The sequence below is a fragment of the Butyrivibrio sp. CB08 genome (genome assembly GCF_003625485.1).
Lineage (GTDB): Bacteria > Bacillota > Clostridia > Lachnospirales > Lachnospiraceae > Butyrivibrio.
This window is the reverse complement of record NZ_RAIR01000004.1, coordinates 283,359-297,785: the sequence shown is the minus strand read 5'-3', so window position 1 is coordinate 297,785 and position 14,427 is coordinate 283,359. Positions and strand designations below refer to the sequence as shown.

At 45.6% G+C, this 14,427-nt stretch carries 13 protein-coding genes; all 13 read left to right on the top strand.

The window, feature by feature from the left end:
• The first annotated feature begins 43 nt into the window (after window positions 1-43).
• The 13 genes from D6855_RS09385 (at window position 44) to D6855_RS09325 (ending at window position 14,320) form a co-directional block, all read left to right on the top strand.
• Complete coding sequence (locus D6855_RS09385; protein ID WP_120740337.1) at window positions 44-1,654, top strand: CTP synthase; 1,611 nt, start codon at window positions 44-46, stop codon at window positions 1,652-1,654.
• A 238-nt stretch (window positions 1,655-1,892) separates the two neighbouring features.
• Entirely contained in the window at window positions 1,893-3,299 is a 1,407-nt protein-coding gene (locus D6855_RS09380) for a PTS mannitol transporter subunit IICB (protein WP_120740335.1), read from the top strand.
• A gap of 10 nt (window positions 3,300-3,309) precedes the next feature.
• Window positions 3,310-5,346, top strand: coding sequence for a BglG family transcription antiterminator (locus tag D6855_RS09375; protein WP_120740333.1), 2,037 nt, complete (start codon window positions 3,310-3,312; stop codon window positions 5,344-5,346).
• A gap of 14 nt (window positions 5,347-5,360) precedes the next feature.
• Window positions 5,361-5,786, top strand: a complete 426-nt coding sequence (locus D6855_RS09370) for a PTS sugar transporter subunit IIA (protein WP_120740331.1) — start codon at window positions 5,361-5,363, stop codon at window positions 5,784-5,786.
• A gap of 1 nt (window position 5,787) precedes the next feature.
• A complete protein-coding gene (locus tag D6855_RS09365; protein ID WP_120740329.1) occupies window positions 5,788-7,050 on the top strand; it encodes a zinc-binding dehydrogenase in 1,263 nt (420 codons plus the stop codon).
• Window positions 7,047-7,304 (top strand): HPr family phosphocarrier protein, encoded by a 258-nt coding sequence (locus D6855_RS09360; RefSeq protein WP_120740328.1) that lies wholly within the window; start codon window positions 7,047-7,049, stop codon window positions 7,302-7,304. The genes D6855_RS09365 and D6855_RS09360 overlap by 4 nt, the downstream gene beginning before the upstream one ends.
• 134 nt (window positions 7,305-7,438) lie before the next feature.
• Complete coding sequence (gene uvrC / locus D6855_RS09355) at window positions 7,439-9,307, top strand: excinuclease ABC subunit UvrC (RefSeq protein WP_120740326.1); 1,869 nt, start codon at window positions 7,439-7,441, stop codon at window positions 9,305-9,307.
• 70 nt (window positions 9,308-9,377) lie between these two features.
• Window positions 9,378-10,325, top strand: a complete 948-nt coding sequence (hprK, locus tag D6855_RS09350; RefSeq protein WP_120740324.1) for an HPr(Ser) kinase/phosphatase — start codon at window positions 9,378-9,380, stop codon at window positions 10,323-10,325.
• Window positions 10,326-10,356: 31 nt separating this feature from the next.
• A complete protein-coding gene (locus D6855_RS09345; RefSeq protein ID WP_120740322.1) occupies window positions 10,357-11,292 on the top strand; it encodes an ROK family glucokinase in 936 nt (311 codons plus the stop codon).
• 12 nt (window positions 11,293-11,304) lie between these two features.
• Window positions 11,305-12,216: a UDP-N-acetylmuramate dehydrogenase gene (murB, locus tag D6855_RS09340; protein ID WP_120740320.1), complete on the top strand. Its 912-nt coding sequence runs from the start codon at window positions 11,305-11,307 to the stop codon at window positions 12,214-12,216.
• A 15-nt stretch (window positions 12,217-12,231) separates the two neighbouring features.
• Window positions 12,232-13,101: an RNase adapter RapZ gene (rapZ, locus tag D6855_RS09335; protein WP_120740318.1), complete on the top strand. Its 870-nt coding sequence runs from the start codon at window positions 12,232-12,234 to the stop codon at window positions 13,099-13,101.
• A gap of 1 nt (window position 13,102) precedes the next feature.
• Complete coding sequence (whiA, locus tag D6855_RS09330; protein WP_120740316.1) at window positions 13,103-14,047, top strand: DNA-binding protein WhiA; 945 nt, start codon at window positions 13,103-13,105, stop codon at window positions 14,045-14,047.
• Between the two features lie 12 nt (window positions 14,048-14,059).
• Window positions 14,060-14,320, top strand: a complete 261-nt coding sequence (locus D6855_RS09325) for an HPr family phosphocarrier protein (RefSeq protein ID WP_120740314.1) — start codon at window positions 14,060-14,062, stop codon at window positions 14,318-14,320.
• Window positions 14,321-14,427: the final 107 nt, after the last annotated feature.

Sequence of the window (14,427 nt, the reverse complement as noted above, 5' to 3'; positions counted from 1 at the left end):
ATCAATCATTCATTCATAAATTTCCCGGGAGGACAATATTAAAATGGCTGTTAAGTACATCTTTGTTACAGGAGGCGTTGTATCAGGTCTTGGTAAAGGCATTACTGCTGCATCGCTGGGCAGGCTCCTTAAGGCCCGCGGATATAAGGTCACAATGCAGAAGTTCGATCCTTATATCAATATCGATCCAGGAACCATGAATCCGGTTCAGCACGGAGAGGTTTTCGTAACAGAAGATGGAACTGAGACAGACCTTGACCTTGGTCACTACGAGAGATTCATCGACGAGAACCTGGACAAGAACTCCAATGTCACCACCGGTAAGATATACTGGTCTGTACTTCAGAAGGAGCGCCGCGGAGACTACGGCGGACGCACAGTACAGGTCATCCCTCACATCACCAATGAGATCAAGAGTAAGTTCTACAGGAACTTCACAGACGACGACACCCGCATTGCCATCATCGAGGTGGGCGGAACCGTCGGAGATATCGAATCACAGCCATTCTTAGAAGCAATAAGACAGTTCCAGCACGAAGTTGGACATGAGAACGCAATGCTCATCCTTGTTTCTCTTATTCCATACCTTCGCTGCTCTCAGGAGATCAAAACAAAGCCAACCCAGTCCGCAGTTAAGACTATGCAGGGAATGGGACTTCAGCCAGACGTAATCGTATGTAGAAGTGAGATGGAGCTGGATCAGGAGACCAAAGAGAAGATAGCTCTTTTCTGTAATGTTCCAAGCAGCCACGTTCTCAACAACCTTGACCTTGAGTACCTGTATGAAGCTCCTCTTGCTATGGAAAAAGAGCATCTGGCTCAGGTTGCATGTGAATGCCTTAACCTTGATTGTCCAGAGCCTGATCTTACAGACTGGAAGGCAATGGTTGACACCCTTTACTCACTTAAGCATGAAGTAAGGGTTGCTCTTGTAGGTAAGTACACACAGCTCCATGACGCGTACATCAGTGTTGTAGAAGCTTTAAAGCACGGCGGTATTTCCAATCAGACTGCTGTAGATATCAAGTGGGTTGACTCAGAGGAAGTTACTGAGGACAACGTAAAAGAGATCCTCTCAGATGTTGACGGACTCATTGTTCCTGGAGGCTTCGGCGACAGAGGAATCGAGGGCATGATCACAGCAATCAAGTATGCCCGTGAGAACAACCTTCCATATCTTGGCCTTTGCCTTGGAATGCAGCTCGCGATCGTAGAGTTTGCAAGGAACGTGGTTGGTTATGCTGATGCTCATTCAATCGAGTTTGATCCAAATACTCAGCATCCTATGATAGCTCTTTTACCTGATCAGAACGGAGTTGAAGATATCGGGGGAACACTTCGTCTCGGTTCATATCCATGTGTTCTTGATAAGGATTCCAAGGCGTTTGAGCTCTTTGGTTCAGAGAATATCACAGAGCGTCATCGCCACAGATATGAGGTCAACAACGACTACAGAAATGTACTTGTACAGAACGGCCTGAAGCTTTGCGGAATGTCACCAGATGGCAGGATCGTAGAGATGATCGAGCTTCCATCCAATGATTTCCACATGGCTACACAGGCTCATCCAGAGCTTAAGAGCCGTCCTAACAGACCACATCCTCTGTTCTCAGGATTTATCAAGGCATCACTTGAGCACGAAAACAAGAAGTAATTTAATACCAAAAATACTATGGCGCGGGGGGCTGTACTCCGCGCCATTTTTGACTCTTAAGGACTTGTCACTTGTCAGGGTGACAAACTTAAAGATGTATGAATTGAAATTCCAAAGGCGTACAAATAGAATAAGATTAAATCATTCGGATGCATTCGCTATTAAAGAGGGTTTCCACGGCAGACGTGTCAAGGAACCGCAAAAAACTACCTGACATTCAGGTTGGAAGGGGAAACTTATGAAAGAAAAAATACAAAGTTTTGGTAGATTCCTGAGCGGAATGGTTATGCCAAACATCGGTGCATTCATAGCCTGGGGACTTCTTACAGCTCTTTTCATCGAGACAGGCTGGCTTCCAAATGCAGCACTTAGTTCAATCGTAGGCCCAATGCTTACTTACGTTCTTCCAGTTCTTATTGCTTATCAGGGTGGTAAGATGGTCGGCGGACAGAGGGGTGCAGTAATGGGCGCCATCATGACAATTGGTGTCATCTGCGGAACAGAGTACACAATGTTCATGGGTGCTATGATCGCAGGACCTCTTGCAGGATGGGTTATCAAGAAATTTGACAAGGCCGTTGAGGGCAAGATCCCTACTGGCTTCGAGATGCTTGTAAACAACTTCTCAGTTGGTATCCTTGGACTACTTCTTGCAATCATTGGCTACTATGTAATTGGCCCATTCATGGGCGGCGTACTTGCAGTACTTAATGGTGGTGTTGCAGTACTTGTTGACAACAACATTCTTCCACTTGTATCAGTATTTGTTGAGCCAGCTAAGGTTCTTTTCCTTAACAACGCTATCAACCATGGTATCTTCACTCCTCTTGGAGCAGAGCAGGTTGCAACAGCTGGCAAGTCAATCTTCTACATGATTGAGACAAACCCTGGCGCAGGTACTGGTGTGCTGGTAGCATACTGGCTCTTTGCTAAGGATAAGGTTACTAAGGATTCAGCTCCTGGAGCACTTATCGTACATCTGCTTGGTGGTATCCACGAGATCTACTTCCCATATGTACTTATGAATCCACTTCTTTTACTTGCAACAATCGGCGGATCAGTTGCAGCTATGATCTTCAACACAGCTTTCAAGCTTGGCCTTGCTGGACCTCCATCACCTGGTTCAATCATCGCTTATGTTGGAATGGCTCCTAAGGGATCAACCTTCATGGTACTTCTTTCAGTAGTTGTTGCAGCAGCTGTTTCATTCGTTATCGCAGCTCCTATCATCAAGCTTTCAAACTCAAAGCAGAGCCTTGAGGATTCAACAACTCAGATGAAAGAGATGAAGGCACAGAGCAAGGGTGTTGCAGCAAGCGAAGTTAAGACAGTAGCTGACACACTTGTAGCTGGCGCTTCTGAGATCAAGCACATCGTATTTGCATGTGATGCAGGAATGGGCTCATCAGCAATGGGAGCAACAGTTCTTAAGAAGAAGCTTGCAGAAGTTGGAAGATCTGATATCGAAGTTAAGCACGCTTCAGTATCTGAGATCCCAGCAGAAGCTCAGATCGTTGTAACACATCAGGACCTTGCAGGAAGAGCAAGAAACAGTGCTCCTAATGCCAGAGTCATCACTATCAATAACTTCATGTCAGCACCAGAGTATGATCAGCTGGCACAGGAATTAAAAGCTAGTATTTAATGGAGACGCAATGGAACTTACACCACGTATTAGACAAATAATCCTTTATTTGCTAAACGCAGAGCAGCCGGCGACAGACAGTGAGGTCGCTGATGCTCTGGGTGTGAGTAAGCGTACCATTTTAAGAGAGGCAGATTATATCGCAGGCATTCTTCAGGGATATGATCTGACTCTTGTAAGAAAGAAGGGTGAGGGCAGCCAGATCGAGGGTACTGCAGAAAACAAGGCAAAGCTCCTTGAGGCTGTCAAAGCTCATTCTGACCAAATTGTTTCTGATAAGGAAAAGAGAAGAGAACTTCTTAAACTTGAGCTCCTAAGAAACAGAGAGCCTCAAAAGCTCTTTTACTACAGTGATATGTTTGGTGTCAGTGAAGCAACCATAAGCAATGACCTGGAGGCCATAAGCGACTGGGCCAGCGAATGTCACCTTGATATCATCAGAAAGCCAGGCTATGGAATAGCTCTTTCTGGCAATGAAAAGAGCTACAGAACTGCCATGCAGCGTTTTGTCACCGAGAACATGAAGAGCGAAAAGCTCAAGAATGCCGATGACAACATATATCTTCTTATGAATGAGGAGATACTGGTTGACGTGGAAAAGGTTCTGGAGAGACTTCAGGAACCATACCTGCACCTTCTTACCAACGATGCATATGTGGGGCTTCTTGTCCACCTCGCAGTTGCAGTCGAGAGGATAAAGCAGGGAGAACTGGTATCCATGGAGACCTACGACGCAAGGTTTGACAACGGTTACGATACCGCCAAGAACATTGCGAAGGCTTTAGAGGAAGAGTTCGATATCGACATTCCCGAGTCAGAGGTAAACAATATTCTGCTCCACATCAAGGGAGCCAAGCTTAATTACAGCAGTGATGCCATCAGAGAGAGCGGCATTCAGACCGAGGAACTGATGGGGATCATCAATGGAATGATAGATGTGATGGATCCTGATTTTGCCAGAGAGCTTCGATATGAAGAGGATTTCATAAGAGGCCTTATGGTACATCTTGAGCCGGCGCTCTATCGAATGAAGAACGACATGGCCATCAGCAACCCGCTTTTGTCTGAGATAAAAAGCGAGTACCCTGACATCTACGCAGATTGTCAGAGGGCGGCAAAGGTCATTACAGATAAGACAGGACTTGTTCCTGGAGACGCAGAGGTTGGCTATCTTGCCATGCACTTTGGCGCAGCCAGGGAAAAGATCGACTCCCGCAAGAGGAAAAAGCGCACAGTTACTATCGGGGTTATATGTGCCAGCGGCTTTGGTGTGGCCCAGCTTATGATGGCCAAGCTAAAGAGTCATTTTGCGGACTGGGATATCGTACTTAAGGCCTATGGAATAGATGAGATAAACGGACACGTGGTTTCAAGGACGGACTTCTTTATTTCAAGCATAGGCGTGGATGACCTTGGAGTTGATTATTGCCTTGTCAATCCTCTCATAACACAGAGGGATATTTTACAGATCAGCGTAAAGATCGACGAATACGCATCAATGCCTGCCAAGCAGGAGAACAATGATTTCACAAGACAGCTTGATGAGATCAACAACATTATTAACAGGATAAAGGGTATTATCAGAAGGTATCATCATCTGGTAGTTTCAGAAGATATGACCCTTGAATCCCTGATAAGGATTCTATCCGCTGACATAACGGATACATCCAAGGCAGCAGCCGTACTTACAGCAGATATCATGGCCAGGGAGCAGGTGATGAGCCAGCTCTTCCCGGAACTTGGACTTGCTCTTTTCCATTGCAGGAGCAAGGCGGTAAAAGAGTGTCAGATAGTCACTGCTGGAATAGAGGCCGGTAGCTCTTTTACAGATGAAAAGTTATCTGGAATAAGGGCAGCGCTGTGCATGGCAATGCCAGTGGACGACAACAGGCAGCAGAATGCCGAAATGCTGGGCAGAGTATCCAGCGCCATCATCGAGGATTCAGATTTCCTTGATGCCATAAAGAGCGGTAATGAGGAAATGGTTCAGGACAAGCTGCAGGAAATATTAAAAGCTTACTTTAGCGAGCAGCTGGGAAGTCTTTGAAATTGGAGGGACACATGATTCTAGAAACCAGAAATATCTTTATAAACCAGGAGCCTTCGGAGAAAGAAGATATCATAAGAAGAATTGGAGAGATATTCTCATCTCAGGGGTATACCAACGAGTATTATACTCAGGCGATGCTGGATAAAGAGAAGGTATTTAACACATATATTGGGAATGCAGTAGCAATTCCTCACGGTATTGAGGATGCTAAGAGACATATAAAAAAGACTGGCCTTGTGCTTATGACAGTACCAGAGGGCCAGGACTGGGGTGCGCCTGAAAAGGTGAAGGTCATCATTGGAATAGCAGCAGTTGGAGATGAGCATTTAAACGTTCTCCAGAAGATAGCCATGACCTTTTCAGACAAGGCAGGTGTTGACCATCTGCTGACATTAAATGAGCAGGAGATAAGTGACCTGTTTGAAGGAGAAGAATAATATGAAGACCAGAGCAGTAAGAATGTATGGAGAAATGGACCTTAGACTTGAGGAGTTTGAGCTCCCTGAGATCAAGGACGATGAGATATTAGTTAAGGTAGTAAGTGACAGCATCTGCATGTCCACCTACAAGCTTGCCAAGCAGGGCAAGAAGCATAAGAGAGCACCTCAGGATATCGATGTTAATCCTATCATCACAGGACATGAGTGCTCAGGCGTAATCGTAGAGGTAGGTTCTAAGTGGAAGGATAAGTACAAGGTAGGAGATAAGTGGGCTCTTCAGCCAGCACTTAACTACCAGGGTAAGCTTGATTCCCCTGGATATTCCTATCGTTTCTGCGGCGGAGATGCTACCTACTGCATCATGCCTCACGAAGTAATGGAGCTGGATGCACTTCTTCCTTATAACGGAGAGAGCTACTACCAGGCATCTCTTGGAGAACCAATGAGCTGCATTATCGGTGGTTACCACGCTAACTACCACACCAACAAACAGAATTACAATCATGCCATGGGAACCAAGGAGGGTGGAAATATCCTTATCATGGGCGGCTGCGGACCAATGGGTCTTGGAGCGGTAAGCTATGGCCTTAGATTTGAGAATAAGCCAAAGAGGATCGTAGTTACAGATCTTGATGACAAGAAGCTTGAGAGAGCAGCATCTGTAATAAGCCCTGAGTTTGCCAAAGAAAAGGGAGTAGAGCTCATCTACTTTAATTCTTCAGAGAGCGATGCAGAAGAAAAGCTCATGGAGATCACTGAGGGCCATGGCTACGATGATGTATTTGTTTATGTTCCAGTAAGAAGCGTTGCTGAGATGGGAGACAGACTCCTTGCTTTTGACGGCTGCATGAACTTCTTTGCAGGACCTACAGACAATCAGTTCAAGTCAGAGATCAATCTCTACAATGCTCACTATACAAGCACACATATTCTTGGAACCACAGGTGGTAACAATGACGATCTCTTAGAGGCTCTTGACCTTGCAGCTAAGGGAGAGATCAACCCATCAGTTATGGTCACACACGTAGGCGGTCTGGATGCAGCTGCAGAAACAACCTGCAACCTGCCAAACATCCCAGGTGGCAAGAAGCTTATCTATACACTTATTGATATGCCACTTACAGCAATCGATGACTTTGGTAAGCTCGGAGAGACAGATCCACTGTTCAAGAAGCTTGATGAGAGCTGCAAAGCTCACGCAGGACTTTGGAATCCGGAAGCTGAGAAGATTTTGTTTGAGCACTTTGGTGTGGAGATATGAAGATAATTGATTATGTAATTACAGACCCTGAGGGAGTGCATGCACTTCCTGCAGGGGGACTAGTAAAGCTTGCACAGAGCTTTTCTTCTACCATTACAGCGAAGGGAAATGGACAGGAGACTGATGTTAAGCACGTCTTTGGCCTTGTTGGGCTGGGGGTTAAGTGCGGTCAGACTCTTTCCATAACATTTGCGGGAGAAGATGAAGACCAGGCGGCTGACGCACTTTACAGATATCTTAAGGATAATCTGTAAAGCGCTTAAGATAGACACTCTTTCAGCCAGAGTATCCTTTTTTTCCTCTTTAAAACCATCAAAACGAATGGCATCCTCTTATCTTGGCCATCGCTTTTGGTGGTTTTATTATGTGAAATGGATATAATATAGGTATGTTTGATATCAAAGAAGAGCTGAAAAAACTTCCAAATAAGCCGGGAGTTTATATTATGCATGATGAGAATGACACCATCATGTATGTTGGAAAAGCCATCAATCTTCACAACCGTGTGAGGAGTTATTTTCGTTCAAATATAGGACGTGGCCCTCAGATTGACCGGATGGTTAAGCAGATAGCCAGGTTTGAATATATCGTCACAGACTCAGAGCTGGAGGCACTGGTCCTCGAGAACAACCTTATCAAGGAGCACTGCCCTAGATACAACACTATGCTCAAGGATGACAAAACTTATCCTTATATTAAGGTGACAGTCTCTGAGGATTATCCAAGAATTCTTTTCTCCCGTTTAATGAAAAAGGACAAGTCCAGATATTTCGGACCTTTTACCAGCGCGGCAGCAGTTAAGGATACCATTGAGCTTATCAATAAGCTCTACGGCCTTAGAACCTGCAACAGGGTTCTTCCAAGGGACATTGGCGCAGAGAGGCCATGTCTTAACTACCACATGAAGCAGTGCTGCGGACCCTGCACAGGTAACATCAGTAAGGAAGAGTACAGGGACAGGATAGATAAGGCTCTTGAGTTTTTAAATGGCAACTATGCCCTTATCCTCAATGACCTTCAGCAGAAGATGGAGGCTGCTTCAGAGGATCTGGACTTTGAGAACGCAGCAAGGTACAGGGACCTTATCGCATCAGTGAAGGTCGTGGCCCAGAAGCAGAAGATGACAGACTCCTCCATGGAGGACAAGGATATCCTTGCCATTGCTTCCGATGATAAGGACGCCGTTGTTCAGGTGTTCTTTGTAAGAGACGGAAGGCTTATTGGCAGAGAGCATTTTTATATGACCCACGTGGCAGAGAATCCCCAGAGCGAGATCCTAGAGAACTTCGTAAAACAGTTCTACGCAGGAACTCCGTTTATTCCGCGGGAAGTTCTTTTGCCAGAGCCCATCGAAGACATGGATATTATCGAGAAGTGGCTTTCCCAGAGAAAGGGCTCAAGGGTTTATATCTCTGTTCCTGAGAGGGGACAAAAGGAAAAGCTCATGGAGCTTGCAGCCCAGAACGCAGAGCTTGTTCTATCAAAGGACAAGGAGAGGATAAAGAGAGAAGAAGGTAGGACCATCGGAGCTGTCAAAGAGATCGAAAAGCTCCTTGGCATAAAGGGCCTTGACCGAATGGAGGCCTATGATATATCTAACATCAGCGGCTTTGCCAATGTTGGATCCATGGTAGTTTACGAGAAGGGTAAGCCTAAAAAGAGCGACTACCGCAAGTTCAGGATTAAGACTGTATCCGGGCCTGACGACTACGCATGCATGCACGAGGTCCTCACAAGAAGGCTTCTTCATGGAATTGAAGAGAGGCAGGAGCTGGAAGTAAGGGACATCGATGCCAAGTACGGCAGCTTTACCAAGTTCCCTGATCTGATACTGATGGACGGAGGAAGAGGTCAGGTAAATATCTGTCTCCAGGTCCTTGATGAGCTTGGGATTAAGATCCCAGTCTGCGGAATGGTCAAGGATGATAACCACAGGACCAGAGGCCTTTACTATAATAATGTAGAACTTCCTATCGACACCAGGTCAGAAGGATTTAAGCTCATAACAAGGATACAGGATGAGGCCCACAGATTTGCCATCGAGTATCACAGATCTCTTCGAAGCAAATCTCAGGTAAAGAGCTCCCTTGATGATATTCCTGGAATCGGACCAGCAAGGAGAAAGGCTCTTATGAAGAGCTTTAAATCCATTGAGGACATTAAAAATGCCAGCATAGAAGAACTGAGTAAGGTGCCTGAGATTCCGGAAAATACTGCAAAGCAGATTTACGATTTCTTTCATCCTGAAAATGTTTGAACATAAAACTCTTCTATGATAATATGAAGGCGTTGTATATGGAATATGGCAAACAGGGGGCAAAAAACCTATGTCTAGCGTAAGTTTAAAGAACATTATCGAGAAACAAAAGCTGGAGAATCTTACACCTGAGGTTGATATCAAAAAGATCAGGATAAGCCAGCCAGATATTAACAGACCTGCTCTTCAGCTGGCTGGATACTTCGAGCACTTCGAGGCCACCAGACTTCAGGTCATCGGATTCGTTGAATATACATATATGGAATCTCTTCCTGCCAACAAGAAAGAGCAGATGTACAGAGAGTTCCTTTCCTTTGATATCCCTGGAGTTGTGTTCTGCAGAGACTTAACTCCAGATCCACTTTTTGTAAAGATCGCAGTTGAGGAGAAGGTTCCGGTTCTTATCACCAAGAAGTCAACTTCTTCATTCACTGCAGAGATCATCAGATGGCTTAATGTTAAGCTTGCACCATGTATCTCTATCCACGGCGTTTTAGTTGATGTATATGGTGTCGGCGTTCTTATTACAGGTGAGAGCGGAATTGGTAAGTCTGAGACGGCCATCGAGCTCATTAAGAGAGGACATCGTCTTGTATCAGACGACGTTGTTGAGATCAGAAGAGTAAGTGAGGAGACACTTATCGGTTCTGCACCTGATATTACCAAGCACTTCATCGAGATGAGAGGTGTAGGTATCATCGATGTTAAGACCCTATACGGTGTATCAAGCGTAAGAGAGACCCAGACCATCGACCTTGTAATAAAGCTCGAGGATTGGGACAAGGATAAAGAGTACGACAGACTTGGACTTGAGGAGGAGTACACAGAGTATCTTGGAAACAAGGTAGTGTGCCACAGGATCCCTATCCGTCCAGGTAGAAACCTTGCAGTTATCTGCGAGTCTGCTGCGGTTAACCACAGACAGAAGGCAATGGGCTACAACGCAGCTCAGGAGCTCTACAACAGAGTTCAGAATTCTCTTGCACGCAGGAGAAGCGACGAGGATGACGACGAGTAATAAACAATTAATATAGAAAAGAGGTTATGGCATGGCAAGATACGTATTTGGGGCAGATGTTGGAGGAACAACAGTTAAGATCGGTCTTCTTACAGAGACCGGTGAGAAGGTGGATTTCTGGGAGATCCCTACAAGAACAGAGGATCACGGATCACAGATCATTCCTGATATTGCTGAGTCTATCAGAGCCAAGATGAAGGAAAAAGGCATTGAGGACACACAGGTAGTTGGAGCAGGTGTTGGCGTTCCTGGCGCAGTTAACGCTGATGGTGTATGCTATCAGGCTGTTAACCTTGGATGGGAAAAGGTCAACGTTGTAAACGAGCTCCACTCAAAGCTTAAACTTCCAGTTAAGGCTGGTAACGACGCTAACGTAGCAGCTCTTGGAGAAGCATGGAAGGGCGGCGGACAGGGCTACAAGAACCTTTGCCTTGTTACTCTTGGAACAGGTGTCGGCGGCGGAATCATCGTTGAAGGCAATCTCCTTTCTGGTGCTAAGGGATCAGGTGGAGAGATCGGACACATCCACCTTGTAGATGACGAGCCAGAGACTTGCGGATGCGGCAATCACGGTTGCTTCGAGATGTATGCCAGCGCAACAGGCGCAGTAAGAATTGCTAAGAGAGTTCTCGCTGCAACTGATGAGGACAGCGTACTTAGGGGCAAGGACTTCGAGTGCAGAGACATCTTTGATGCAGCTAAGGCTGGAGATAAGGTTGCAAAAGAGTGTGCTGAGAAATACGGCTACTACCTTGGTAAGGGAATAGCAGTTGTTGCTTCAGTAACTAACCCTGAGATCATCGTTCTTGGCGGCGGAGTATCCAAGGCTGGAGATATGCTCTTTGACCTTCTTATGCCAAGCTTTAAAAAATACGTATTCCCAGGCTGCGGAGATGCTAAGTTTGCTCTTGCAAAGCTTGGAAATGATGCTGGCGTATTTGGCGCAGCACGTCTGGTTATCGGCTAAAGAGGATTTGCTTTGAACAGTGAAGTTTTAGAGGGACTAAGAGAAATAGTCCCAAATGAAGACATATTAATAGATGAACTTATGAGCAGGCACACCACGTTTAGAACTGGTGGGCCTGCCAGCTTATTTTTACGACCAGGTGATGAAGAGGCGGCGCTAAAGGTTGTCAGATTCTTAAGGCAGAATGACCAGCCTTTCTTTATCCTGGGTAATGGAAGTAACCTCCTGATCTCAGATAAGGGCTATGATGGAGTTGTTATTTCCCTTGAGAAGCTCAATGACCTTCGCATCGAAGATGACACCACAATCGTGGCTGAGGCGGGAGTACTTAATTCCGCCATCGCCTCTTTTGCCAGAGATAACGCTCTTGCAGGCTTTGAGTTTGCAGCGGGGATCCCTGGGACCATTGGAGGTGCCATGATCATGAACGCCGGAGCCTACGGCGGAGAGATGAAGGACATCACAGTATCTGTAAGGGCCATAGCATCAGACGGAGTTGTTGTTACTTATAAAGGTGAAGAGTGCGACTTTGGATACAGAAACAGTGCGCTTAAGAAAAGAGGAGATGTGGTTACCAGTGTAAGGCTTACGCTTTCAAAGGGTGATCAGGAAGAGATCTCTGAGCGTATGAAGGAGCTTGCTCTTAAGAGAAAAGAGAAGCAGCCTCTTGAATATCCAAGTGCCGGATCCACATTTAAGCGCCCGGAGGGGTACTTTGCAGGAAAGCTCATTGAAGATGCAGGCCTTCGCGGATTTAGTGTGGGCGGAGCGCAGGTTTCTGAGAAGCACTGCGGTTTTGTAATTAATAAGGATAACGCAACTTCTGCTGATATCTATGAACTTATCTGCGAAGTTAAAAAGCGTGTTTATGAAAATTCTGGAGTAACACTGGAACCCGAAGTCATTATGCTTGGTGAATTTTAAGGAAGGACAGCCATCATGAGATTCGTCATTGTAACAGGAATGAGCGGCGGTGGTAAGGCAACCGCTATACATATGCTGGAAGATGCAGGATTTTACTGCGTTGATAACCTTCCGGTTTCTCTTATCGAGAAATTTACAGAGCTGATCACTATGCCTGACAGTGGCATCACCAAGGTTGTCCTTGGAATAGATGCAAGAGCCGGTCAGAGTTTTGAAGGTGTTTCAGGTATCATTGAGTCCCTTAAAGACAAGGGAATACCTGTGGAGATACTGTTTATGGATGCCAGTGATCAGGTGCTCATAAAGAGATACAAAGAGACAAGACGAATCCACCCAATGAACGCTGTTGGGGACAGACTTGAAGATGGCATAGCAAAAGAGAGACAGGTCCTTGCAGAGATAAAGAGCAAGGCCGATTATATCTTTGATACATCAAGCCTTCTTACCAGAGAACTCAAGGAAGAACTGGACAAGATCTTTGTACAGAATGAATCTTACAATTCTCTTATGATCAACGTTCTCTCCTTTGGATTTAAATATGGGATCCCATCAGATGCAGACCTTGTTTTTGACGTAAGGTTTTTGCCAAACCCATATTATGTAGATGAACTTAAACACCAGACAGGTAATGACAAACCTGTTCAGGACTATGTTAAGAGCTTTCCTGCCTGCGGCGAATTTGTGGACAAGCTCACAGATATGCTGGCGTTTCTCATTCCTGGCTATGTTGAGGAAGGCAAGTATCAGCTGGTAATAGCTATAGGCTGTACCGGAGGCCAGCACAGAAGTGTTACCATAGCCAATGAACTGTACGATAGACTTAAGGAGCTTGGGGGCAATTTTGGACTTAAGCTCACCCATAGAGATGTGAAAGAGGCCAAGTGATATGTCTTTTTCCGCAGAAGTTAAAGAGGAGCTTTTAGGGCACACCGCTTCTTCCAGACACTGCCAGCTTGCAGGGATGGCTGCCATCATTACAAGCATTGGTCATGTCGGAGAGATGGAAGACGGCGGAAAGGCACTGTATTTGCTGACTGACAACGCCCAGGTACTTAGAAAGCTCTTTACATTATTGAGAAAAGCATTTAATATAGTTACTAGCATTTTGGAAGACGTGCCAGAGGTGCGCGTAGGTGGGCGTGTTTACAGCCCTATCCTTACAGATGCCAGGCAGGTTGAAACTGTTCTGATGGCCACCAGGCTCATGGACAAGGATGGAAACATCAGAGATTTTGGTGAGGGCGCAAGCCCGTTAGTTGTCAGGAATTCCTGCTGCAAGAGAACATTTCTTAGAGATGCTTTCTTGTGTACCGGCTCCATAAGTGATCCTAATAAGGGTTATCACATGGAGTTTGTCTGCAATTATGAAGGGCAGGCAATGCTACTAAAAGACCTGATCGAGAGCTTTGATATAGAGGCCCGCATAGTACAGAGGAAAAAGTACCATGTGCTTTATATCAAGGAAGGGGCAGGGATTGTAGACCTTCTGAACATCATGGAAGCGCCCATCAGTCTTATGAATCTTGAGAATCTCAGGATCGTGAAGGAGATGCGTAATTCCATAAACCGCAAGGTCAATTGCGAGGTGGCCAACATCACCAAGACAATCAATGCCGCCAGTAAGCAGATAGAGGATATTACCTTCATCAGAGACCAGATGGGTTTTGGGGGACTCCCGGATAACCTTAGGGAGATGGCCGAGGTGAGGCTTGAACATCCTGATGCATCATTATTGGAATTAGGTAAGTTTTTAGATCCGCCTGTTGGGAAGTCTGGAGTTAATCACAGATTGCGTAAGCTATCGGAGCTTGCGGACAGGATGCGATTGTAAAAGGAGGAAATTATGATCACAAAATCTATCGAAATCAAGCTGCCAAGAGGTCTTGAGGCAAGACCAGTAGCTGAACTTGTTCAGCTTGCCAGCAAGTACGAGAGCACAGTTCATATTGAGGCTCAGTCTAAAAAGGTCAACGCCAAGAGCATCATGGGAATGATGACTTTAAACCTCACATCTGGAGAGGCAGTTACAGTTATAGCTGAGGGAACTGACGAGGAATCAGCAGTAGCTGATATGGAGAAGTTCTTACAGGGCAGCAACAAATAACTAACCCGTAAAATAAAAAAAGCCCTATAAAAGGGAGGATGCCAGGTAAGCTTCCTTACCTGGCATATTATGAAAAAGTTTTTGTTTGGTATTGTCTTAACTCATCT